The organism is Rheinheimera sp. UJ51 (assembly GCF_020819615.1).
Taxonomy (GTDB): Bacteria; Pseudomonadota; Gammaproteobacteria; order Enterobacterales; family Alteromonadaceae; genus Alishewanella; species Alishewanella maricola.
The window spans coordinates 1-23648 of record NZ_JAJHOG010000019.1 but is presented as its reverse complement, the minus strand read 5'-3'; the positions used below and the strand labels follow the sequence as shown (position 1 = coordinate 23648).

At 46.9% G+C, this 23648-nt stretch carries 17 protein-coding genes; 4 read left to right on the top strand and 13 right to left on the bottom strand.

Going from position 1 to position 23648, the window contains the following annotated elements:
* The first annotated feature begins 80 nt into the window (after positions 1–80).
* Both LMJ53_RS15905 and LMJ53_RS15900 read left to right on the top strand, forming a co-directional pair.
* Complete coding sequence (locus LMJ53_RS15905) at positions 81–1988, top strand: ATP-binding protein (protein ID WP_229588308.1); 1908 nt, start codon at positions 81–83, stop codon at positions 1986–1988.
* Between the two features lie 164 nt (positions 1989–2152).
* Complete coding sequence (locus LMJ53_RS15900; RefSeq protein ID WP_229588306.1) at positions 2153–4324, top strand: M3 family metallopeptidase; 2172 nt, start codon at positions 2153–2155, stop codon at positions 4322–4324.
* Positions 4325–4454: 130 nt separating this feature from the next.
* Here the strand turns inward: LMJ53_RS15900 and LMJ53_RS15895 are convergent, their stop codons facing one another.
* Positions 4455–5945: an acetyl-CoA hydrolase/transferase family protein gene (locus tag LMJ53_RS15895; RefSeq protein ID WP_229588304.1), complete on the bottom strand. Its 1491-nt coding sequence runs from the start codon at positions 5943–5945 to the stop codon at positions 4455–4457.
* A 105-nt stretch (positions 5946–6050) separates the two neighbouring features.
* Positions 6051–7394: a metalloprotease PmbA gene (gene pmbA / locus LMJ53_RS15890; RefSeq protein WP_229588302.1), complete on the bottom strand. Its 1344-nt coding sequence runs from the start codon at positions 7392–7394 to the stop codon at positions 6051–6053.
* A gap of 118 nt (positions 7395–7512) precedes the next feature.
* On the opposite strand from pmbA, the gene yjgA reads away from it, so the two are divergent.
* A complete protein-coding gene (gene yjgA, locus LMJ53_RS15885) occupies positions 7513–8043 on the top strand; it encodes a ribosome biogenesis factor YjgA (protein WP_226752426.1) in 531 nt (176 codons plus the stop codon).
* 34 nt (positions 8044–8077) lie between these two features.
* Here the strand turns inward: yjgA and LMJ53_RS15880 are convergent, their stop codons facing one another.
* The 11 genes from LMJ53_RS15880 to LMJ53_RS15830 form a co-directional block, all read right to left on the bottom strand.
* Complete coding sequence (locus LMJ53_RS15880) at positions 8078–9664, bottom strand: PH domain-containing protein (protein WP_229588300.1); 1587 nt, start codon at positions 9662–9664, stop codon at positions 8078–8080.
* A complete protein-coding gene (locus tag LMJ53_RS15875; protein WP_229588298.1) occupies positions 9657–10199 on the bottom strand; it encodes a PH domain-containing protein in 543 nt (180 codons plus the stop codon). Before LMJ53_RS15875 ends, LMJ53_RS15880 begins: the two co-directional genes overlap by 8 nt.
* A gap of 133 nt (positions 10200–10332) precedes the next feature.
* Entirely contained in the window at positions 10333–11328 is a 996-nt protein-coding gene (locus LMJ53_RS15870) for a branched-chain amino acid aminotransferase (RefSeq protein ID WP_229588296.1), read from the bottom strand.
* A gap of 72 nt (positions 11329–11400) precedes the next feature.
* Positions 11401–12840: a metalloprotease TldD gene (tldD, locus tag LMJ53_RS15865; RefSeq protein WP_229588295.1), complete on the bottom strand. Its 1440-nt coding sequence runs from the start codon at positions 12838–12840 to the stop codon at positions 11401–11403.
* Positions 12840–13691, bottom strand: coding sequence for a carbon-nitrogen hydrolase family protein (locus LMJ53_RS15860; protein WP_229588293.1), 852 nt, complete (start codon positions 13689–13691; stop codon positions 12840–12842). The genes tldD and LMJ53_RS15860 overlap by 1 nt, the downstream gene beginning before the upstream one ends.
* The gene (locus LMJ53_RS15855) at positions 13663–17520 is read right to left on the bottom strand and encodes a YhdP family protein (protein ID WP_229588291.1); all 3858 of its coding nucleotides are present in this window, start codon (positions 17518–17520) and stop codon (positions 13663–13665) included. The genes LMJ53_RS15860 and LMJ53_RS15855 overlap by 29 nt, the downstream gene beginning before the upstream one ends.
* On the bottom strand, positions 17520–18986 hold the full coding sequence (rng, locus tag LMJ53_RS15850; RefSeq protein ID WP_229588289.1) for a ribonuclease G: 1467 nt from the start codon (positions 18984–18986) through the stop codon (positions 17520–17522). Before rng ends, LMJ53_RS15855 begins: the two co-directional genes overlap by 1 nt.
* Positions 18987–18988: 2 nt before the next feature.
* Positions 18989–19555, bottom strand: coding sequence for a Maf family protein (locus LMJ53_RS15845; RefSeq protein ID WP_229588288.1), 567 nt, complete (start codon positions 19553–19555; stop codon positions 18989–18991).
* Positions 19555–20037 (bottom strand): rod shape-determining protein MreD, encoded by a 483-nt coding sequence (mreD, locus tag LMJ53_RS15840; protein ID WP_229588286.1) that lies wholly within the window; start codon positions 20035–20037, stop codon positions 19555–19557. The genes LMJ53_RS15845 and mreD overlap by 1 nt, the downstream gene beginning before the upstream one ends.
* On the bottom strand, positions 20037–20894 hold the full coding sequence (mreC, locus tag LMJ53_RS15835) for a rod shape-determining protein MreC (RefSeq protein ID WP_226752416.1): 858 nt from the start codon (positions 20892–20894) through the stop codon (positions 20037–20039). The genes mreD and mreC overlap by 1 nt, the downstream gene beginning before the upstream one ends.
* Before the next feature lie 27 nt (positions 20895–20921).
* Positions 20922–21965 (bottom strand): rod shape-determining protein, encoded by a 1044-nt coding sequence (locus LMJ53_RS15830; RefSeq protein WP_226752415.1) that lies wholly within the window; start codon positions 21963–21965, stop codon positions 20922–20924.
* A 293-nt stretch (positions 21966–22258) separates the two neighbouring features.
* On the opposite strand from LMJ53_RS15830, the gene LMJ53_RS15825 reads away from it, so the two are divergent.
* Positions 22259–23185, top strand: a complete 927-nt coding sequence (locus LMJ53_RS15825) for a 1-aminocyclopropane-1-carboxylate deaminase/D-cysteine desulfhydrase (protein WP_229588284.1) — start codon at positions 22259–22261, stop codon at positions 23183–23185.
* Positions 23186–23648: the final 463 nt, after the last annotated feature.

Sequence of the window (23648 nt, the reverse complement as noted above, 5' to 3'; positions counted from 1 at the left end):
GTTCGAATCTTTTTTGCATCTGGTGGTAAGTGGCTATAATCTGCCTGTATGTTTTCACTTTCTGTGGCAATCCCCTTGTTATGCTGAACTATCGCTCTAGCCTACAATTATGGCAATGGATTGCTTTGATCGCTTCATGCTTGCTGTTTCTGCTGGGCGTTGAGTGGTTTTTAAATAACGAGCAGCACCGGTTGCGCGCTGGGCAACTGCAGCAACGCTTAAATACGGCCGAGCAATTACGCTCGCAGTTAGAAAGCGAATTGAATATCTCATCTTATTTAACCATTGGTTTGGCGTCTTATATTGTTGCGATGGACGGCAAAATTCGTGATAGCGAATTAAACGTGTTATTGCCCGGCATGGTGCAACAAGCCCCTTATATTCGGAACATTGGCATTGCGCCAGCGAATCGTATTAGTTACATCTTTCCTTTGGCCGGCAACGAGCAGGCATTAAACTTATATTATCCCGATTTACCTGAGCAATGGTCGGCTATTGCCAGCATTATTGCGGATCGAAATGCCAAACTAACAGGCCCGATACATTTGGTGCAAGGGGGTATTTCTTTTATCTATCGCTACCCTATTTTTATGCCTGACGGCGAGTATTGGGGCATTGTCAGCACGGTAATCGACATTGAACCCATTTGGCAGTTACTGAGTGAAAAGTCGCAGCAAATGGGTTTACCCATTGCGCTGCGCAGTAAATTAGCCAAACAGCGCTTTAGCAAAAGCTTTTATGGTGATGACCGCCTGTTCAACAAAGCTAACCCCATCCTAGATGTGTCGGTACGTGGGGCGCAGTGGCAAATGGCAATCCCGGCAGCGGAGCTGTCTGAGCAACACGTGTCTGGGCTTCGGGGTATGCTGTACAGCGCGGGTATTATTATGCTGCTGTTACAGTGGCGCTTATTCTTTTCGATGCAACGCTTAAAGCAAAGTGCTAAAGCATTAGGCGATAAGGAAAAAACGCTCCGTAGCATTCATGATAATGTCTTTGATGGCATTATTACCGTTGACGCCCGTGGCATTATTCAAACCGCTAATCGAGCCTGTTATCGTATTTTTGCTTATTCAGGCGTAAGTTTATTGGGTAAACACTGGACGTGTTTATTAGATGCTAGTGAAGATAGCGCGAAAATTTATGATCCTGCACAACCAAAGCAAGTTGGCATTGAGTGTTTGGGGCGACGCGCTGATCAACAAAGTTTCCCGCTGCAGTTATCACATACCGAGTTACCGCTGCAACAAGCTCAGCGCTTATTTGTATTACGTGATATCACTGAACGCAAACGGGTGGAGCGCCTACAAAACGACTTTGTGGCAACCGTGAGCCACGAATTACGCACGCCACTTACCGCCATTAATGGCAGTTTGAATTTAGCACTGGGCGGTGCTTTGGGTGAATTAACCGAGAAACAACATAAAATGCTGCATTTAGCGCAGCAAAGTTGTAAGCAGTTACACCAACTGGTGAACGACTTACTCGACTTTGAAAAGCTCAGTAGCGGCCATATGCGTTTTAATGTGCGGTCGGTTGATATAAAAGCCTTGTTATTACAATGTATCGCTCAATTGCACGGGTTACATCGTAGCATTGAGCTAGAGGATAATTCTGCAAACAACCGCTGGGTATTAGCCGATGAAGCACGCTTACGCCAAGTGGTGATCAACCTACTTTCTAATGCGATAAAATTCTCTTCCGTAACGTCGACCGTGCATATTCGGCTCGAGCAACAAGAGCAAACGATCAAAGTCTGTGTTATCGATCATGGCAAAGGGGTGCCACCGGCTTTCGAGCCTATGCTGTTCCAACGTTTTGCCCAAGCCGATAACCCAACCGTGCGTGAACAAGGCGGTACAGGCTTAGGCTTGGCGATTTGCAAAGAAATCATTGAAAAACTGCAAGGTACTGTGGGTTATGAACGGCTAAGTGATGGCAGCTGCTTTTACTTTACTCTACCACTGAGCACGCCAGCAGAAGACTAAGCGTGCTACAACAGCAAAACAAGGGCCATTGGTCTGATATTATGGTGATTTAGTTGCAAAGCCCCTTTATCAACAGAGCAATTTTGGCATACTGCTATTTAAAACTCGCCACTTATTGGCATTTTATAACTATAAAATTATCACGCTAATCCATGGAGCACGTCATGCGTAAATCGTTACTCGCTACTACTATCAGTGCTGTACTTGCACTAAGCGCCTGTACAGACAACACCACCCCTACTCAACAAGCGAATCAAGCTGCCGCACCGGCTGCGGTTACGGATGTAACAGTGAGCAACCCGTTTTTTCAAAAAAGCACCTTAACTTATGAAGCGCCAGATTTTGCCGCCATTAAAGATGAGCATTTTTTACCGGCTTTTACCGCGGGTATGCAGCAACATTTGGATGAAATTGCGGTTATTGCCAATAACCCGGAACCTGCAACCTTTGAAAACACCTTGGTTGCTATGGAAAAAAGCGGTGAGTTATTAACGCGTGTTTCTCGCGTTTTTTATAACCTGACCGGCACAGACAGTAACGAAGCGCGCCGTACCATTCAAAGCGAATTAGCACCGAAAATGGCCGCGCACTCAGACAATATCAATTTAAACCCCGAACTCTTCGCACGTATTGAGCACATTTATACTACTCGCAATGACTTAAACTTAGATGCCGAATCGTTGCGCTTAGTTGAAGTGTACTATGAGCGCTTTGTGCGGGCGGGTGCCAAACTTAACGACGCGCAAAAAACCGCGATCCGCGCGCTGAATGAAGAACACTCGACTTTAACCAACAAATTTGCACAAAACCTGTTAGCCGAAACGGCGAATATTGCAGTTATCGTGGATACCGTAGAAGAGCTCGATGGCCTATCAGCAGCACAAATTACAGCAGCGGCCAATGCCGCTAAAGAGCGGGGCCATGACGGTAAATATTTAATCAGCATCACCAATACCACGCGCCAGCCTATATTAAGTTCGTTAAACAACCGTGACGTTCGGCAACGGGTGTGGGAAGCCTCGGCTAACCGCGCGCAAAGTGGCGATAATAACAATACCGATATTGTCGCCCGTTTAGCGCAATTACGCGCCGAACGTGCACAACTGCTCGGCTATGATAATTGGGCCAGCTTTACTTTAGAAAACAACATGGCAAAAACACCGCAAGCTGTCTTTGCTATGTTAGGTTCTATGGCCCCTGCGGTGGTGGCGAATACCAAGCAAGAGCAAGCTGAGATCCAGGCAATGATCGCTGAGAAAGGCGGTGATTTTGAAGTACAACCTTGGGATTGGGAATACTATGCTGAGTTTGTACGCCAAGCTAAATATGACTTAGACGAAAACGAAGTTAAGCAGTATTTTGAGTTTAACCGCGTTTTGGAAGACGGTGTATTTTATTATTTAAACCGTTTTTATGGTATTAGCTTCAAACCTCGGCCAGATTTACCGGTTTATCATCCAGACGTTGTCGCTTATGAAGTATTCGACGCAGATGGCAGCAGCTTAGCCATTTTCTACGCCGATTACTTTGCACGTGAAGGCAAGCGCGGCGGGGCTTGGATGAACTACTTTGTAGGGCAATCACATTTGACAGGGCAAAAGCCTGTTGTAGTTAACGTAATGAACATTCCAAAAGCGCCAGAGGGGCAACCTACGTTAATCAGCTATGATCACACCACTACCATCTTCCATGAGTTAGGCCATGGTATACACGGTATGTTCTCAAATGTGAAAAACCCTTCGCTGGCGATGACTGCGGTATCGCGTGACTTTGTTGAGTTTCCGTCTACCTTTGAAGAAGACTGGGCACAACATCCCGAGATTTTAAGCAACTACGCTAAACACTATCAAACCGGTGAGCCAATCCCTGCAGCCTTATTGGAAAAAGTGATTCGCTCGCGTAGCTTTAACCAAGGTTTTGATACGCTGGAATATATGTCTGCCGCGTTATTAGATATGGAATGGCACTCATTACCGGCCGATGCACCACTGCAAGATCCGCAAGCCTTTGAAGCTGCGGCATTGAAAAAGCATGGTGTTGATTTACCTGCCGTGCCACCGCGTTATAAATCAAATTTCTTCTCACATTCGATGGGTGGGGGCTACTCAGCAGGCTATTACGCTTATATGTGGAGTGAAATTCTTGCCGCCGATGCTTTTGCTTATGTGCAGAAAAACGGTGGCTTAACGCGTGAAAATGGCGACCATTATCGTAAAAACATTCTGGAAGTCGGCAACTCACGCCCTACCATGGATTCTTATAAAGCGTTCCGTGGACAAGAGCCAACCACAGATGCACTGTTAATTCGTCGCGGTTTAAAAACCAAGATTGACTAAGCTGCAGGCTATTTAATGCTAAGCCGTTGTAAATTTTGTATTTAAAGGTTTGGCATTAAGCTTCACCCGTGCACACAAAAACCAAAGCCCCGCAAAATGCGGGGCTTTTTATTTACTGCTCACGGCTAACTTAGCCTTTCATGCTGCCTGTTTGCTCAAGGCGCACATGCCAGCTGAATGCTTCGTCCATCAGATGCGGTGTATGGCCGCCTCTTTCGCAAGCTCGCTCAAAGTAATCTAACATCTGCGCACGATAATCTGGATGCACACAATTATTGATAATTTGTACTGCCCGCTCACGTGGTGCCAAACCACGTAAATCGGCTAAGCCTTGCTCGGTAACCAGAATATCCACATCATGTTCAGTGTGATCAACATGGCTAACCATAGGGACGACGCTAGAGATATTGCCGTTCTTCGCAATCGATTTGGTGACAAAAATGGCGTAATGCGCATTACGTGCGAAGTCGCCAGAACCACCAATACCGTTCATCATACGCGTACCGCATACGTGCGTAGAGTTAACATTGCCGTAAATATCAAACTCGAGCGCTGTATTTACCGCAATAATACCTAACCGACGGACGATTTCAGGGTGGTTAGAAATTTCTTGTGGCCGTAACACCAACTTGTCTTTGTACTTGGCTAAATCACCAAATACGCGAGCATAACAAGGCTCTGATAACGTAATTGAACTGCCTGAAGCAAACTTCAGTTTACCGGCGTCAATTAATTCAAAAGTAGAATCCTGTAATACTTCCGAGTACATGGTCATATCGGTAAATTCAGAATTCAATAAGCCCATCATTACCGCATTGGCAATGTTACCTATACCGGCTTGTAATGGTGATAAATTCTTAGCTAGGCGGCCCTGCTTCACTTCTTCGCGGAAAAAGCTGACCAGGTGGCTAGCGATGCCATCTGTGTCGGCATCTGGTGCAGAGACCGTAGAGAAGGAGTCGGCTTGATTAGTAAAAACGATACCCACAATTTTTGCCGGATCGATTGGGATGGCGGTGCTACCAATGCGATCGTCCACTTTAACTAAAGGCAGTGGTAAACGACTTGGCCGATAACTTGGAATGTAGATATCGTGCAGGCCTTCAAGCTCAGGTAAATGTAGCGTATTGATTTCAATAATCACTTGCTTGGCGAAAATAGCAAAACTGGCCGAGTTACCCACAGACGTTGTAGGCACTATATGGCCTTGCTCAGTAATCGCCACGGCTTCAATCACCGCAATGTCGGGTAATTTTAATTGGTGGTTGCGCAGCTGCTCTACAGTTTCAGATAAATGCTGGTCAATAAACATGACCTGACCGTTATTGATGGCTTTTCTTAACGTGTTATCCACTTGAAAAGGCATACGACGCGCCAACAAACCGGCTTCAGTAAGCGCTTTATCAAGGTCATTACCCAGTGACGCACCCGTCATCAGATTGATTTTAATTGGGCTTTGACGTACACGCTCTACTAACGCTCTGGGTACGGCTTTGGCTTCACCCGCGCGGGTAAAACCGCTCATCCCCACGGTCATCCCATCTTGAATAAATTCACACGCTTCTTCTGCTGACATCACTTTCTGATGCAAGCTGCTTAACCGGATCCGTTCTAACTGCATTGTCTGCCCCTACTGAAAAAGAGGCGCTATTGTAGTGAGTTGTCTAAGTGTTGCCACTTAGACATAAGTCTCGTTTACCTATAATTAATCCAGGCAAAGTGCTCTTTAGCTGCCGGCCACCTGCATTTGGCTGATTAAGACCGAACCGGTGAGTACGCCACCGCGCCGATCAACGTCATTAGCCACAGCTGCAATATTCATAAACATATCAGCCAAATTACCCGCAATGGTCACTTCTGCTACAGGGAACTGAATTTCGCCATGCTCAACCCAGAAACCGCTAGCGCCGCGAGAGTAATCACCGGTTACCGTGTTCACGCCTTGCCCCATCAGTTCGGTTACGAGTAAGCCTTTACCCATCTGCTTACACAAACCGGCTAAATCGGCATCACCATGGTTAATCAACCAGTTATGAATACCACCGGCATGCCCGGTGCTGGCCATGTTTAATTTACGCGCGGAGTAGCTGGTGGTCAGGTAAGTGTTTAACACGCCATTTTCGATTACCGCTAAATCACGCGTTTTAACACCTTCCGCATCAAAGGGGCTAGAAGCCAGCGCCAGCTTCAGGTGCGGTTGCTCTAATATCGTCAGGTGCGGCGCCATAATGGGCTGGCCAACTTTATTCAGTAAGAAACTCGATTTACGATAAATACTGCCCCCGCTGATAGCCGATACTAAATGCCCAAACAAACTGCTGGCAATGTCTGCCCGAAATATCACCGGGACTTTTTGCGTCGGGATCTTACGTGCATTTAAACGCGCGACGGTTTCTAAGGCGGCTTCACGGCCAATTTGTTTGGGATCTAACAAGTCAGCATAGCGCCGTGCCACAGTAAAGCTATAATCGCGCTGCATATCGTCGTCTTGCTCACCAATCACTACGCAGCTAAAACTGTGCCGAGAGCTAGGATAACCGACAATTTGGCCATGGCTGTTGCCATACACTTTTAAGCCTTGGTGTGTTGAAAACGACGCACCTTCAGAATTGGTAATACGGTTATCCGCCGCAAAGGCAGCGTCTTCTGCGCCAGCACACAGCGCAATGGCCTGTTCAGTATCAATGCTGTCGGGGTAATATAAATCTAACTCTGGTGGGTTAAACTCTAACCATGCCGCCTCCGCTACGCCAGCATGCGGATCTTCTGAGGTGTATCGAGCAATATCTGCTGCGGCAGCAACTGCACGCTCTAGCGCTTGCGGGCTAAGATCGGCAGTAGAGGCAGAACCTTTACGCTGGCCAAAATACAGGCTAATACCTAAACCACCGTCTTGGTTAAATTCAACCGTTTCCACTTCACCGTGTCGAGTTTCGACACTTAAACCACGAGTACGGCTCATTGACGCTTCAGCACTACTGGCCCCTAAGCGTTTGGCATGGGCTAACACCTGACTAACGGCTTCTTTTACTTCGGCAATTTCCCGTTGAATTTCTGATTGTTGCTGCATAGTTACTCTTACCTCTAAATCAATAGACTAAGCTTATCATAGTCAGACAAAGGCTGCTGCCTGCTCTGCCGAGTTTAGTGATATACTAGGGGTAATTATTTTTATAGAACTTAGAGCCATGACAGATACAGAATTTAAATACGGTGACAGCAAATGGCTGGAACAACCGGATCACATCAGTAAAAGCCAGATTAAACGAGAAATGTTAGCCATGCAGGAGCTAGGTGAAGAGCTACTGGCTCTTAGCCCAGCATTACGCGCTAAGGTGCCGCTGGATGACGAATTAAAAGACGCACTAGAATTAGCCGATAGACTGGCGAAAAAACGCGAAGCGTTACGCCGCCATTTACAGTTTATTGGCCGGTTAATGCGTGATCGCGATTTAGAGCCGATTGAACAGGCGCTAGCGCTGATCCGTAACACCAATCGCGCGGCAACCAAGCAATTTCATAAAGTAGAAACGTGGCGCGATCGCTTACTAGCCGATAGCGATGCCGTAACGGCGTTTATTGCAGATTACCCTGAGGTAGACGTGCAGCAATTACGACAACTGATCCGTAATGCCAAACGTGAAGCAGAGAAAGAACAACCCCCGAAGGCATTCCGCGAGCTGTTTCAATTGATCCGACCGTTGATCCTGCCTGAATAACCGCCTAATCAAATTACTGGATGTGTGCCAAGGCTCACATCCAGCCTTTGCCACTGGCTTGTGCTTGATACAAGGCGTAGTTAGCCAACTTTTGCGCATCCGCTTGCGGCATATACGGAATATTCAATGCGCCAGCCGCATACACACACCGCAAATGTTGCAGCTGCGCTCGGCGCATAAACCAATGCTGGCTTAAGGTCAGTTGCTGTAACTTATGTAGTGGCACACAATAATAATCTGCGCCAATCACGCCCTGCCGGATATACAAAAACTCAGTATCGAGTGCATAACCAAATTTACGCCAACGTAACCACAGCAATATTTGCACCACAGCGCTTAGCAACACGCCAAAACTGCCAATCCATACTGAGGTGCGTATCAGCAGCAAGCTGATCACCAATAACGGCAAACTGACAAACAGAGCGCTCGGAATTAAATAGCGCCAATTCACCCCTTTTAAAGCCATTTTTGCTAATTGTTGTTGTGGGTAAGCTTCATAAAGTAATTGCGCTGCGGCATCAGGATGAAGCGCTGGCACCATAATTTTACTGTGGCCAGCATTTTGCTGCATGGCCTCCAGCGGTGAAAACATTTGTTCATAATGTAAATTACAGCGCCCAAGCAGTTTATCTAACCAATCTTGTTGTAACTTTACCCACTGCAAACGCGATAATGTCATGCTGATCTCATGGCGGGTAAACAAACCACTGCGCCGTATATAGCGGTCCTGCGTGCGGTACAAGCGAAATTGATAATAGCTGATCACCGACAGAGCAATTGAACCCAGCGTGATCAGCAGCATAAAGAACATCGCTGTTGCTAATACGGCTAACCCCACACCAAACCAGGATTGCTGGGCAGGGTTAAACCAACCGCTAATATCTAAGCCCAATACAGGTAACTTTTCATTTAGCATATCCACTAAAGGGCGATAAAAAGGCGCTAACAAACCCAAGGCTAAAATCACTCGGTTATTACTAATGCCGTATAGCACCAAATCGCCAATATCACGACGACAGAGCAGTGTTTCTGTTGGTGCAGTAGCGGCTACCGCAGGCTCAGTACGTGTGGCAATATCGTCGATACTCTCAAGTGGCTGCCCGGCAGAGGCTAACGCTTGGCGTTTAGCATAAATAGCGTGTTGTAATTGTTGTGCCAAATGTTCGGGTAACGCCGCTAGCTGTGCTTCTTGCACTTTGGATCCGGCCGTATCTAAATGCACACATAAATGCCCTGTCGGCCGATAGTACAGCGGTTGTTGTAACCTCACATTTTGAATGCGATTAAAAGGTAAATTTAATTGCGCTTTACGCAGCACGCCTGAACGGATCTCCACCGTTTCATCAATAATGCGAAAACGAAAAGCCCAATAGCGCAACAAGGCAACCACGATCAGCAACAGCAGCAGCACCAGTACGCCAAGCAAGAAGGCGCGAGGTTGGCGCTGTATGCCTTGATAAAACACAATCAGTACCGGCGCCAAGTAGCTCACATTACCAAAAATCGCTTTAAATAAACGTAACGCCAGGTACAACAGCGCAATCGGCGATACTCGCTGCCATTGCGATAAAGAATCTAGGGCCGGCGTCGCTTCGCTGACACTGATGTGCGGCTCAGCCATGTTGCTGCATATCCTTATGTTGCAAAATTAACTGGCGAATTTGTTGGGCGGTATCAGCAGGCAAACCGGGGATTTGAAAAGTATGCATGGCGCCACCCGCACTAAATACTTGTAGCGTGGCTAAATCGGCCCAGCGATCTAAAGGCCCTTGCTTAAGTTCGATATGCTGAATACGCAATAACGGTTGCGTAGTGCTTTTACGAAAAAATAAACCGCGTTGAAAACTCAGATCATGCTCGCGTAACGCATAAGCGTATGTTGGCAGTGCGAAGTGATCCCATGTTGCCAGCAGCAGCCCTAGGCCACTGATCAGCAAGCCTATAAAAAGCAACAGCGGCTGATGGACTTCATCGACAGGCCAAAACGGTTGATACAGCAAGACCAGCCACACGAGTGTCAGCAAGGCTGTCCAGCCGAGCTCTAAAGCCACAATTAACGGTTTATATTTTGGGGAAAGGGGCTGCCAGTTTAATTGCGCTAACGCCGGTAAATCGGTGTCAGATAAAACAAGATTATAAAAAGGCTGCTGATCCATGTTGTTCTCTGGCTGTTATTGGGGTGTAAGCAGAATGATAGCAGCCCGTACCGCCCTGCCACCAGTCATTTTGTTTGTAGCAATAAATACGGCAGCCGCAGCTGCCGTAATAATCAGCGTATGACTGCTGGGCTTAGCAGACCTTCGTCAACCAACCAAATTTATCTTCAGCCTTACCCCATTGAATATCATTTAGCGCCTGACGCAAGGCTGCTGTGGTTTGCCCTGCCTCACCGCCGCCAACTTGATATTCTTTGTTTTCATGGATTAAGGTACCTACCGCAGTTAATACCGCCGCGGTGCCCGATAACGCCGCTTCGGCACCGGGCCGTACTGCGCGCTCGAGTAGCTCGTCAGCCGTTAACTCACGCTCAGACACTTTCATACCGCGATCACGCGCCAGCGTTAAAATAGAGTCGCGCGTAATGCCGTGCAAAAACGAGCTATCCAGTGCTTTAGTAATAATTTCATTGCCATCAATTAATAAGAAGTTCGCAGCACCGGTTTCTTGTACATCGCCGTTCGGGCAGAACAAGACCTGATCGGCTTGCACTGCGGCACGGGCTTTCATAATAGGCTGCAGTGCGCTGGCATAATTACCACCACTTTTTACCATACCCATATGGCTAGCACAGCGGGCATCGTCTTCTAGCAATAATCTTAGCGCCTTGGCGCCACCGGCAAAATAATCACCCACCGGAGATAACAGCACATACAGCATCGAATTTAAACTGGGTGCTGCGGCTTTACCGATAGAGCCTTCGGTACCGATATGCGTAGGGCGAATATACATTGAGCCCGGCGGGCTTGGCACATCTGCCGCATATTGACGCACGATATCCGTGATCATGTTGGATAACATGACCGGGTCAAAAGCAGGTAACGCCAGCAAAGCACTACTTTGCTGTAAACGCGCCACGTTTTTATCCATCCGAAAAATATGAATAGAATCGTCGGCGTGACGAAACGCTTTTAGCCCTTCAAAACAGGTGCTAGCGTAATGCAGCACATGTGCACCCGGGTGCAAACTGATGCTATTACTCGACACCATTGCTGGTGTGCTCCACTGATTTTGCTCATAACGCGAGATAATCATCTCGGGGGTGAATACCGTACCAAATGCTGCCATCTTTCTTTCCTGCGTATGTAGTAATGCCGGCCTGTGCCGGCAGATCCAGAGGTTAACGCTATCTATTTTTAATTATTGAGTGCCGCCAACGGTCAGCGCATCCAGTTTCAAGGTAGGCTGCCCTACACCAACCGGTACACTTTGACCTTGTTTACCACAGACGCCGATACCGCTGTCTAAGCGCATATCATTGCCGACCATAGAAACATGTTGCATCGCTTCTGGGCCATTACCAATTAAAGTCGCGCCTTTAATCGGTGTGGTAATTTTACCGTCTTCAATTAAGTAAGCTTCAGAAGCCGAAAACACGAATTTACCCGAAGTAATATCCACTTGGCCGCCACCAAAGTTAGGCGCATAAATGCCCTTCTTCACGCTGCTAATAATTTCTTCTGGGCTATATTCGCCCGCTAACATGTAAGTGTTGGTCATCCGTGGCATGGGTAAGTGCGCAAATGACTCACGACGACCGTTACCGGTAGGTGCCACGCCCATTAACATCGCGTTATGCTTATCTTGAATGTAGCCTTTCAGAATACCGTTTTCAATCAAGACATTGTATTGGCTTGCTGTACCTTCATCGTCAATATTTAATGAACCACGACGGCCCGTCAGGGTACCATCATCGACAATAGTACAGTGCTTCGACGCCACTTGTTCACCAATACGGCCACTAAACGTCGAGGAGCCTTTACGGTTAAAATCACCTTCTAAACCATGGCCTACCGCTTCATGTAACAACACGCCTGGCCAGCCAGAGCCGAGCACTACCGGCATGGTGCCAGCAGGCGCATCAACTGCGGTTAAATTGACTTGTGCCATCCGCACGGCTTCGCGAGCAAACTGCTGCCAGCGCAGCGCACCGTCAACTTCTTCACTAAAATAGTGATAATCCGTTCTCGCGCCACCACCGGCGCTGCCGCGCTCGCGACGACCGTTTTCTTCTAATAGCACCGAGCAATTTAAGCGCACTAAAGGGCGAATATCTGTCGCATAGGTACCATCGCTGCCTGCAACCAATATTTCTTCGTAAACGCCGGTTAGGCTCACCATAACTTGCTCAGCCCGCTTGTCTAGGGTACGAATAAAGGCTTCAACTTGATGCAATAAAGCGACCTTGTCGGTGTTGCTCAGGCTTTGTAAGGGCTCGCAGGGTAAATAAATTTGGCTATTGCCCGTGCGGCTAAAGGCTTTAACACTGCCTTGTTGACCGTGCGCCGCAATACCGCGCGCGGCGGTAGCCGCTTGTTTTAGGGCATCGCTATTAATCGCATCGGCATAAGCAAAGCCGGTTTTCTCGCCGCTAATAGCGCGTACTCCGACGCCTCGCTCGATATTAAATGAGCCATCTTTTACCAAGCCATCTTCTAATACCCACGACTCATGCACGCTAGATTGAAAGTATAAATCGGCATAATCGAGCTGATGCGCAAACAAAAAGCCCAGCGTCTGTTCTAAATCGCGGGCGCTCAGCTCAGAGGCATTAATTAGGTTTTGTTCTACTACATTCATTATTTCAGCTCACTTCTAAATCGGTTATGTTGCTTTACTGGCATGTTTACGGCCAATTGTTGGCAATCGGCCAAATCGACCGCCACTGAGATCCAACCCGGGGCGGAACCCGCCTCAGCTAACACCTCGCCCCAAGGACTAATAATCAGGCTATGACCGAATGTTTTACGCCCATTGGCATGGGTACCGGTTTGGCCTGGCGCCACCACAAAGCTTTGGCTTTCAATAGCACGGGCGCGTAATAACGTATGCCAATGTGCCGCGCCGGTGACTTCGGTAAACGCCGCCGGCACGCTGAGTACATTCATACCCTGCTCGGCTAACGCCTGTGTTAAGCCAGCAAAGCGCACATCATAGCATATAGTCATTCCCAGTTTCAGACTGCCCTGTTCAGATAATGTCAGTTTCTTACCCGGCTGGGTACTTAGTGATTCGCGGTACGATCCCATGCTGTCATTCACGCTCACATCAAACAAATGTAATTTTTGATAATCGGCCAATAGCTGGCCATCAGGCGCAAAAAATACACTGCTGGCAGCGAAACGCGCTGACTCATCGGTGCATGTTGGTAAACTACCGGCCACCAAGTACAGCTGATACTGCTGAGCTAATGCCGCACAAGCCTGCTGAATAGGCCCGTGCCCTAGCGGCTCTTGATAACGTTGCTGTACCCCTTCAGCCCCACCAAATACGGCAAAACACTCTGGCAGCACCACCAGATGCTGCAAAGCACGGGGCAATTGTGCTAATTGCTCTCGTAAGAAACGTAAATTACTCTCGGGATCAGGCTGGCTGTTAAATTGAATGGCACTGAGCTGCCACTTAGTCTGAGCGGGGTTGAGTGTTATCAAGGGGAACCGCCTCTGGTTGAGCAATACGCACCGGTACGGGCACTTCGGTGCTGTGTCGATTGACTTCCGTCACGACCGGTTTATCAAAACTGCCGGTTACCGTGAAATTAATACGCGAGATCACTTCTGCCGATTGAAAGACTTCATCTAAGGCAAGTGCCGCTAAACCGGTCGCGGGATTCACCATCCAGGCAATGATCACCGGTAAACTCGAGGTCACTTTTGGCGCAAAGGACATTTGATAATCCATCTGCCGTTTTACCAGATCAGAATAGCCCTGAATCGCAAAATTGCCTGGCACACCATCCACCACAAAGTCATTGGTTTGCGCAATACCGCGCTGCACGTTCAGGGTGCCACTCATTTTGTTGTAGTAAAAACCTTTGGCAAACACATCACGAAAATCGAGCCGCAATTTACGCACTAACGAGTCTAGGCTAAACAGTGAAAATAACCGCGCGCCCTGATCGCTGACCTCTGTTAAAGCGCCATCACCAAGTGCAAACTTAACATTGCCATTGAGTGAGCCTAAACGAAATTGTTGCGGCGCACCTGGCCAATTTAGCTCAAAACTAATGTCACTGCGGCTGCCGCTAATGGCGGTGCTTAATTGATATTCAGCCAATAAGTTACCGATATTCGGGCTAGAGAAGCTACCATTAAAATGGCTAACACCTGCTGCGTTATCAGGCTGCCAATAGCCTGATACGCCAAGCTTACTGCCTTTGTAATCGGCATCGAATTGGCGTAACTGCCAAGTATCACCCGTACCCGCCGCTTGAATTTGGACATAACCAAAACGGTAATGACCAATTGAGCAATCCTGACAACTTAATTGCAATGGCACCATTTGCGTTAACCATTGTTGCTCAGGTAACTCTGCTAATAACGCTACAGCACGTTCGTTTTCTGCCAAGGCCGCGTCTTTTTCAGGTAAAGCAAGATGCAAGTAATCAAACTGTGCGGCGATGCCTTGCGCTTGCCAGTCATGGAAAAACTGCCAACGACTCGCTAATTCTGTGCCATTAAGCTGTAACTGCCACGCTTGATCTGTGCTTGATAACTCAAAAACCGTATTGGTTAACTGCAAATTATCGGGTAGCGCTATCGCGCCAATACGGCCACGCACTTTGTTTAATGGCGGTAACAACCCTTGGCCCTCGTTCTTCAAACTGAGTAACGGCTGTAAAAACTCGTACCATGGCAGCAAACTGACTGCTGGCAAATTGATGTCGACATTAAACCCTTTACTTCCCAGCCCTGGGTCCGCACTACCAACCGATAACTGTGCACGACTTATCACGCCTGTACTGTGTGGCAGTTCGGCTTGAAAGTTAAGCAGCGCTGGATAATCCAACGTAAAATAACTTTGCTGTTCATTACCGTGCGCCACCAATTGTAAGCTGGCAGCTTGCTGCTGTGTTTTAGCAAAGGGGGTAGGTAAGTTTACGGCTAAGTCATCCAGCCGCGCACTAAGCTCGGCCTGATAGGTAAAACCACTGCTCGGTAACAATAACGCCAGCTTTAACTGCCAATCCAGTTCCCCCTCAAGCAAATCTGCGGCTTCAGGCCACAACGGCAAAGTGAGATCGGTCGCCGGTGTTAAGCCATTTACAGCGAGGTCAACTTTGTAACCTTTTTCTTGTAAGCTCCCTTTTAATTCCGCGGCACCTTGAATGCCTTGCCAATTAAATTGCAGCTGATCACTGCTGATTTGTTCATTAATAAACTGAATACTGCCCGTTAAACCATTAATTTGCAGTGCGGGGGCTTGTAAGTTGGCTTGCACATTCAGTAAACGCGTGACACCACTCACTTTCACACTTGGCTCACGTAAGCCTATTTCTAAAAGCATCTCAACACGTTGTGGGCCGATTAACCCTAAGTGCTCTAACGTTTTACCTAAGTTGTCTTGTAATGACGACTGCGAGATGACCTCGGTGATATTGCGACTGTCTAACTGTGAATTTAAACGAATATCCAACTGGGCAGCGTCAAACAAATTCGGAATAGTGGCGCTGACCACATCCGTTAATGCCAATTCAGCAAGGTTTGCGCTGTGTGATTCAATCAGCATACTGGCATTATCAAATAGCAAAGTTCCATGCAGCTCCGTTAACGCCGGCCAGTCGGGTGCAAAATAAAACACCCCTTCGCTTAGCTCGGCAAAAGCTTGAAAATGGCCTTGCCCTTCACGAAACGGATAATCGGCAAAGGCGCCTTGCCACAAAAAAGTGGTTTGGATCACTTGACCGCTATTGAGCGCATTAGTCAGATAGTCTCGCGTTTTCTCCGGCATATAGCGCTGCGGATAATAATAATGGGCATTGGCCGCATCTAAACCGGTGACTTGTGCCAGCAAAGCTAACTCGGGTTGTTCAGACAGTGTTAAAGCCAGTTGGCCGTCAAAACTAAAGTCAGTAGCTTGCAGCTGTAAGGTGGGGATCTGTAGCTGCCAGTCGTTGTTCCGTTTAAGTAAGCGAATATCCGCTGTTAATTGCTGATAAGGCCAGGCCTGTTTAAATAAACCATCCCAGGTTAATTGCTGCTCTTCTGCCGACAGCGCTAACCAGGCAAAGTTGTTACCAGCCCAAAATTGCCCTGCTAAGTTTTCAGTGCCAGGAATGTCTTTCACCGCAAGATTACTGAAACCACTAAACTGGCCTTGTAGCTGCCATTGCGCGTCTTGCCATGCTAAATGCGCCTGTTCTAAATAGCCCGAAGGTTGATAGGCTAAAATGCCTTGCAGCACTTGACTGTCTTCAGCCCACAATTGCGCCAATGGCTCTAAGGCATCTAACTGAAATTGCTGGATCGCAGCAACCCAGCGCTCTGAGGTTTTGTGCAGTTGAAATTGCAATCCGGGCCACACTTCCAGTTCATCCGCCAAACTTAATTCACTGGATAACAATTGCCAGCCTTCGGCTACCGGTTGCCATAACAATTGCCCTGGCCCTAACTTTAAACTGTGCTTTGTACCGGCGCGCTGCCAATGCATGCTGTTATCTGCTAACTCAACGTGGATCTGATGTAATTGACCGTTGTCGAGCGAAGCCCAAGCCTCAAAGTTAATACTGGCTTTTTCTAAGCGATGGGTTTGCGGCAGCCACTGCCGAAATAACGGGATTAAGTCTAATTCAGAGCTTTGCAGATACAGCCGGCCTTGTGCCTCAGCCAAGCTCGGGCCTTGAAAATCTAAGATAAAACTGACGGTATTAGCCGTAACATCGGCAATGGAGAGCTCACCATGACCTTGGTGATGTTCTTGCAGGTTGCGCCAATTTAACTGGCTGATATCCAATACCAACTGTGGATTATCGGCGCTAAACAGGATCAGCTGGCTATCGCGCAGGGTAAATTCTTTTAATTGCCGGAAAAATAATTGCTCTAACGCCAGTAGCACCTTACTCACCGAACCTACTTGGTTAGATCCCGGCTGCACCAGTGCATCGGCATCTAACCAATAACGTAAGCCACGTAATTCAAAATGTTCAGCGGTAAGTTGTCTTGAGGTAAGACTACCCCAGAAGTCGATACGAATAGACGTTTGTTCAATATGCAGTTGTAGCTGCTCGGCCGCGTTCAACTCGACTTGCTCTAACACTAGAGCGGGGCCGCTTTGTCGCCACGCGGCGGTAATTTGGCCAATAGTAATTTCTGTACCGAGTTGTGCAGTCAGTACCTGTTCAATATGGTGCTTGTAATTGTCTGCATAAGGTAGCGCAATGCGTAGCACCGACACCACGGTAGCTAACACCACCAAACAAATAGCCAGCGCTATCCATAATTTATGCAGACAGTAAAAACAAAATTGCTTTGTTTTCTGCACTACATCATTACCACGTCAAACTGCTCCTGTGTATACATCGGCTCTGCATGTATGCTGATTTGCTTACCTATAAAAACCTGCAACTCAGCTAAACTATGAAACTCATCTGTCGTTAGTGCATCTTTAACAACAGGTGCAACATAAACCACAAATTTATCTGCAGAATAAGCCCGATTAACCCGCACGATTTCGCGCAAAATTTCAAAACAAACGGTTTCAACGGTTTTTAACGAACCGCGGCCCATACATACTGGACACTCTGAGCATAGAATATGTTCCAAACTTTCGCGGGTTCTTTTGCGCGTCATTTCCACTAAACCCAACGCAGAAAAACCATGAATATTGGTTTTGGCTCGATCGCGGGCTAATGCTAGCTCTAAACTATGAAATACGCGCCGTTTATGTTCTTCATTTTGCATATCGATAAAATCGATAATAATAATACCGCCCAAGTTACGCAGCCGTAATTGCCGGGCGATGGCTTGGGTAGCTTCGGTATTCGTATTGAAAATGGTTTCATCTAAATTTCGGTGGCCGACAAAGGCACCGGTATTCACATCGATAGTGGTCATGGCTTCGGTTTGATCGATAATCAAATAGCCGCCACTTTTTAAAGGCACCTTGCGCTCTAAAGCACGCTGGATCTCATTTTCAACATCGAACATATCAAAAATAGGCCGCTCGCCGGGGTAATACTCTAGCAAGGGCACACTTTGTGGCATAAACTCTTCACAAAAAGCGGTAAGTTGTTGAAAGGTAAGCTTTGAATCAACTCGTACTCGCTCCAGCTCTGTGCCGACAAAGTCACGTAATATGCGATAACACAAGGTTAAGTCTTCATAGACAACCGCTTCTTTGCGCGTATTTTTTTTGCGCTTGAGCACCTTGCTCCAGAGTTTTTTTAAGAATTTGGCATCATGTATCAGTTCATCTTCAGCGGCGCCTTCTGCGGCAGTACGTACAATAAACCCCCCGCTGTCGTCCATATTATTGGATACGATCTCTTTTAGCCGCTGTCGCTCCGCTTCGCTTTCTAAGCGCTGCGATACACCGACATGCGTTGAATCGGGCATAAAGACTAAATAGCGTGAAGGTAAGGTGATGTCTGTGGTTAAACGTGCGCCTTTAGTCCCTAACGGATCTTTAACAACCTGCACTAATAGGTACTGACCTTCACGCACTAATACACGAATATCTTTACTAATACCGGGTTTGTGTTCGAGTTCAGTGGCTTCATTGTGCTGCACGATATCTGACGCATGCAAAAAAGCGGCTTTATCAATGCCAATATCGACAAAGGCGGCTTGCATCCCCGGCAATACGCGGCTGACTTTACCGACATAAATATTGCCCACCAGCCCCAAACGGGCCTGACGTTCGATATGTAACTCTTGCAGCACGCCATTTTCAATCAGCGCAACACGTGTTTCGGTAGGGGTAACGTTAATCAGTAACTCGGCACTCATGCCTACCTCGATAACTGCTGTAATAAACGATCTGTTTCACACAGCGGCAAACCTACTACAGCACTATAACTACCATGAATTTTTTCGACAAACTTACCGGCTAAACCCTGGATGCCATAACCACCGGCTTTATCGCAAGGTTCTTTAGTTAACCAATAGTCAGCCATTTCGGCTTCACTAATTTCTCGGAAAAACACATCTGTTATCGCTAACGCTTGTAAGGTTTGGCTTGGTGAAACAATGGCAACGGCGGTCATAACTTGATGCTGACGGCCGGATAATAACTGCATCATAGCCAAAAAATCAGCATAATCCGTTGGCTTACCTAAAATTTTATTGTCAACCACCACACTGGTGTCTGAACCCAGAACCGGTAATGCGTTGGCAATTTTTGCGGCACCGGCTTGTGCTTTTTGCAGTGCCAAACGGCTAACATAGGCGGCAGCCGCTTCATCTGGCAAAACACTTTCATCGATCGACGCACTGATTAAATCAAACTCCACACCCAACTGTTGCAACAATTCGCGCCGACGAGGTGAGGCTGAAGCTAAAGCAATTTTCGGATACATTATTGGATCTTAAGTTGGCGGCGATAACGCCGTAAAAACCAAAACAACCAAGGCCAAACCAGCATGCCAGTTAGCACAGGCCACAAATAAGCGGGGCGAAAATTAACGCCCGTTAAAAAATTACTCAACCAAAAAAGCAATAATTGATAAAGAGCTAGCAATAAACCGACTAATAAACTTTGTTGGATAACACCAAAGTTACGAATTTGCAGATGGTTAACCGCCATTACAAAAGCAACCACTGAAAACGCTAAGGCGTTAACCCCTAACACAGTGCCCACCAGAACGTCGGTTAAAAACCCCATAAAGAAAGCCGTACCAATATTCACTCTACGTGGTAAGGCTAAGGTCCAATACATTAAAACAAGCAACACCCAATCGGGCCGAAATAAGCTGAATTGAAACGGTACTGGAATAACCGTCAGCAACAACGCCGTAATTAAACTTAAATAAATAAAACCTAAACCCTGTGCTGGGCGCATTATTCTGGTTCCTCTTCCTGCCGCACCGCTTCAACCTGCGTACCTGGCCATAAGATCAACACATGTCGGATGCGATCCAAGCTGGCATAAGGTTTGGCATATACCGTCATAAACGGTTGGCTATCATCTCGAATAACATTAATGACTTCCGCCACGGGATAGCCTTCAGGGAAACGGCCATCCAAGCCAGAGGTTAACAAGCGATCGCCCTCTCGAATATCGGTACTCAACGGTAAATGGATAACGCGCAGCATATCCCATTGGCCTAAACCTTCTGCCACGGTGCGCACCCCCGTACGTTCTGCACGTAATGAAACTGCATGAGTATTATCGGAAATTAACAAAGCGCGGCTACTATTTGGCCCAACGCTGACGATCTGACCAAGCACCCCTTTTTCATCGATAATGGGTTGATGCACCGTGACGCCATCATTAGTGCCTTTGTTCAACACAATTTGATGACTAAAAGGATGGCTATATACGGCAAGTACTTCAGCAATCAGGCGCTGGCCCTCGACCACAGGTGCTGAACCAAGTAACGCTCGTAGTTTATTGTTCTCTTGTTTTAAAAACGATAACAACTGTAATTGCGTTTCTTGGTTCAATAAGCGTGTTTTGAGCTCAGCATTTTCAGCTAATAACTGCTGTTGAGACAAAAGCTGCTCTGAGGCACCCGAAATAAGACTTTCAGGTAAACTTGCCACATAAAATAGCGGGCTAACGGCTGAAGTGAGATAACTACGCAACTGCGTGGAGCTTTCGGTATAGCGGTCAACAAACATTAGCCCGACGCTGCAGGCTATAGCAAATACTAAACGTAGCCCGAGTGCCGGGCCACGACTAAAAAAATCATTCATGTAGGTCTCTGACGGTGCTAAACCTCATTACTCGTAACTGAAAACATCGCCACCGTGCATATCGATCATCTCCAGCGCCTTACCACCACCACGAGCCACGCAAGTTAATGGATCATCACCGACAACAACCGGAATACCGGTTTCTTCCATTAACAAACGATCTAGATCACGTAACAGTGCACCACCGCCGGTTAATACCATGCCGCGCTCAGAAATATCTGACGCTAACTCTGGTGGGGATTGCTCTAAGGCAACCATCACGGCACTAACAATACCGGCTAATGGTTCTTGTAAGGCTTCTAAAATCTCATTACTGGTCATAGTAAAGCTACGTGGTACACCTTCAGCAAGGTTACGACCACGTACTTCAATTTCTAACACATCGTCACTCGGGTAAGCCGAGCCAATTTCTGTTTTAATGCGTTCAGCTGTTGCTTCACCAATTAAAATGCCGTAGTTACGACGAATATAGTTAACAATCGCATCATCAAACTTGTCGCCACCAATCCGCACGGAAGAAGAATACACCACACCATTTAACGAGATAATGGCGACTTCTGTAGTACCACCACCGATATCAACGACCATAGAGCCGGTAGCTTCTGAAACCGGTAAGCCCGCACCAATTGCTGCGGCCATAGGCTCATCAATTAAGTACACTTCACGCGCACCGGCGCCTTGGGCAGATTCACGAATAGCACGACGCTCAACTTGAGTAGAACCACAAGGAACACAAACTAAAACGCGTGGGCTAGGCCGAAAAAAACTGTTGCTGTGCGCTTGGCGAATAAAATGCTGTAACATTTTTTCGGTAACATAAAAGTCCGCAATGACCCCATCTTTCATCGGGCGAATAGCTTTGATATTACCAGGCGTACGACCCAGCATACGTTTAGCCGCATGCCCTACTGCGGCCACGCTCTTAGGACCACCTGCGCGTTCCTGTCGGATAGCGACTACGGAAGGCTCGTTCAAAACGATACCTTGGTCTTTTACATAAATAAGAGTATTAGCTGTACCAAGATCGATGGACAGATCATTTGAGAAAATGCCGCGCAGTTTATTAAACATGGAGAAGGTGGATCCTTTTAACAACATCCGACTGCTAAAGCCAACAAGAGCGTGTCAGCAATCAGAAAAAAATTTTAGAAGAGTTAACGCTATTCTAAGTAAGTCTCAGGCAAGAAAATAGCTTTTTATGACTTTTTTGCCAAATTAACCCAATTACTGAAAAAAACCACGTATTGCTGCTTTTTTGTCAGCTATTCACCCGCTTTGCTAACAAATCACTGCGGCAGTTATACTCGCTGCACCTTATACTGTAATCGTAATTTACGTTAAAGATAAGCAGACGAATAACGACGATGAGACATCCCTCAATACACTGGCAACGCTGGTATGACAAACGCCTCAGCGCGAACAACAACGAGCTATGGTTATTAAACCTAGTCCCGCCTGTGGCTGAAATTGCGGGTAATAAATGGCTAAAATTACACAACGCATTACAACAACGTTTGCCCACTCAAGGCATTCTTAGCTTAGGCGGAGCCTTCTCTAACCATTTAGCCGCCCTCGCTGCTGCTGGACACTATTACCATTTTCCAACCACCGGCTTAGTGCGTACCGAGCAGATAGACTTAAATAACCCGACATTAGCCCAGTGCTTAAAGCATGGCATGCAATTACACGCCTTAACACGAACACAGTTTAGACACCGCTCTAGCAGTGAGTTCAATTTATATTTGCAGCAACAGTATCCCGATTATCTTGTGATACCGGAAGGTGGCAGTAATTTACAAGGCGCAGCAGGCGTTGCCACATTACCGTTAGCCGAAACACCCAATGGTCTTGCCGACATACTATGCTGTGCTACGGCCAGTGGCGGCACTTTGGCAGGTCTGATCCAGCGATATCCGCATACGCAAATATTGGGTTTAGCCGTCGTCAAAGACAGCGCATTAACAGATAAGGTAAAACTATGTTTACCTCATTCGATGATAGCTGCCGCAAATGATCAAAACTGGTCAATTCAACCTGCTGACTCTAACTATGCCAAAGTATCTAACGAGTTAATCGATTTTTGTTGTCAGGCAAAAAAACAACAGAATATCAGTGTAGAACCGGTGTATACCGGCAAAGCACTACAACAATTATTTAAGCTATTAGATCAAGGCAAGATCCCAGCAAATAAACGCATCGCTTTTTTCCACACCGGTGGCCTACAAGGTTTAGCAGGCTTACATTATCGAAAGATCCTCAGTGATCAGCAATTCGATTTATTAAATCGCTGACAATGCACTGGATCATCAAGCATTGAAAACCCTACTCTAACAAATAAAGAAAATCACTATGAGGCTATTGGTGAAGCAGTTGCAATGCTTGGAAAGGTTTTGTCAGTGATACTGCACGCGTGATTAGAGTGAACCTAGAGACTGGGCAGTGCTGAACAGACGTTATGATGGAAGGGTATAGACGAAGTGAGTTTTGAGTTTTGAGTTTTGAGTTTTGAGTTTTGAGTTTTGAGTTTTGAGTTTTGAGTTTTGAGTTTTGAGTTTTGAGTTTTGAGTTTTGAGTTTTGAGTTTTGAGCATGATGGTGAAGTACTACTTCAAATATAATCTAGCGGTGTACCTCATACCATTCCATCTTGTTTTCTGCTCTAATTGTACTCACCAAATCATCACACTCTGAGTCTTATGAATCATACTGCTGAAGACATCCTTAAGCTTTCTCGCGCCGAGAAAAATGGGCGTAA

Excerpts from the sequence above, each read along its gene's own strand:
- LMJ53_RS15905 (WP_229588308.1), top strand. The coding sequence starts at position 81 with ATGCTGAACTATCGCTCTAGCCTACAATTATGGCAATGGATTGCTTTG.
- LMJ53_RS15900 (WP_229588306.1), top strand. The coding sequence starts at position 2,153 with ATGCGTAAATCGTTACTCGCTACTACTATCAGTGCTGTACTTGCACTA.
- LMJ53_RS15895 (WP_229588304.1), bottom strand. The coding sequence starts at position 5,945 with ATGCAGTTAGAACGGATCCGGTTAAGCAGCTTGCATCAGAAAGTGATG.
- pmbA (WP_229588302.1), bottom strand. The coding sequence starts at position 7,394 with ATGCAGCAACAATCAGAAATTCAACGGGAAATTGCCGAAGTAAAAGAA.
- yjgA (WP_226752426.1), top strand. The coding sequence starts at position 7,513 with ATGACAGATACAGAATTTAAATACGGTGACAGCAAATGGCTGGAACAA.
- LMJ53_RS15880 (WP_229588300.1), bottom strand. The coding sequence starts at position 9,664 with ATGGCTGAGCCGCACATCAGTGTCAGCGAAGCGACGCCGGCCCTAGAT.
- LMJ53_RS15875 (WP_229588298.1), bottom strand. The coding sequence starts at position 10,199 with ATGGATCAGCAGCCTTTTTATAATCTTGTTTTATCTGACACCGATTTA.
- LMJ53_RS15870 (WP_229588296.1), bottom strand. The coding sequence starts at position 11,328 with ATGGCAGCATTTGGTACGGTATTCACCCCCGAGATGATTATCTCGCGT.
- tldD (WP_229588295.1), bottom strand. The coding sequence starts at position 12,840 with ATGAATGTAGTAGAACAAAACCTAATTAATGCCTCTGAGCTGAGCGCC.
- rng (WP_229588289.1), bottom strand. The coding sequence starts at position 18,986 with ATGAGTGCCGAGTTACTGATTAACGTTACCCCTACCGAAACACGTGTT.
- LMJ53_RS15845 (WP_229588288.1), bottom strand. The coding sequence starts at position 19,555 with ATGTATCCGAAAATTGCTTTAGCTTCAGCCTCACCTCGTCGGCGCGAA.
- mreD (WP_229588286.1), bottom strand. The coding sequence starts at position 20,037 with ATGCGCCCAGCACAGGGTTTAGGTTTTATTTATTTAAGTTTAATTACG.
- mreC (WP_226752416.1), bottom strand. The coding sequence starts at position 20,894 with ATGAATGATTTTTTTAGTCGTGGCCCGGCACTCGGGCTACGTTTAGTA.
- LMJ53_RS15830 (WP_226752415.1), bottom strand. The coding sequence starts at position 21,965 with ATGTTTAATAAACTGCGCGGCATTTTCTCAAATGATCTGTCCATCGAT.
- LMJ53_RS15825 (WP_229588284.1), top strand. The coding sequence starts at position 22,259 with ATGAGACATCCCTCAATACACTGGCAACGCTGGTATGACAAACGCCTC.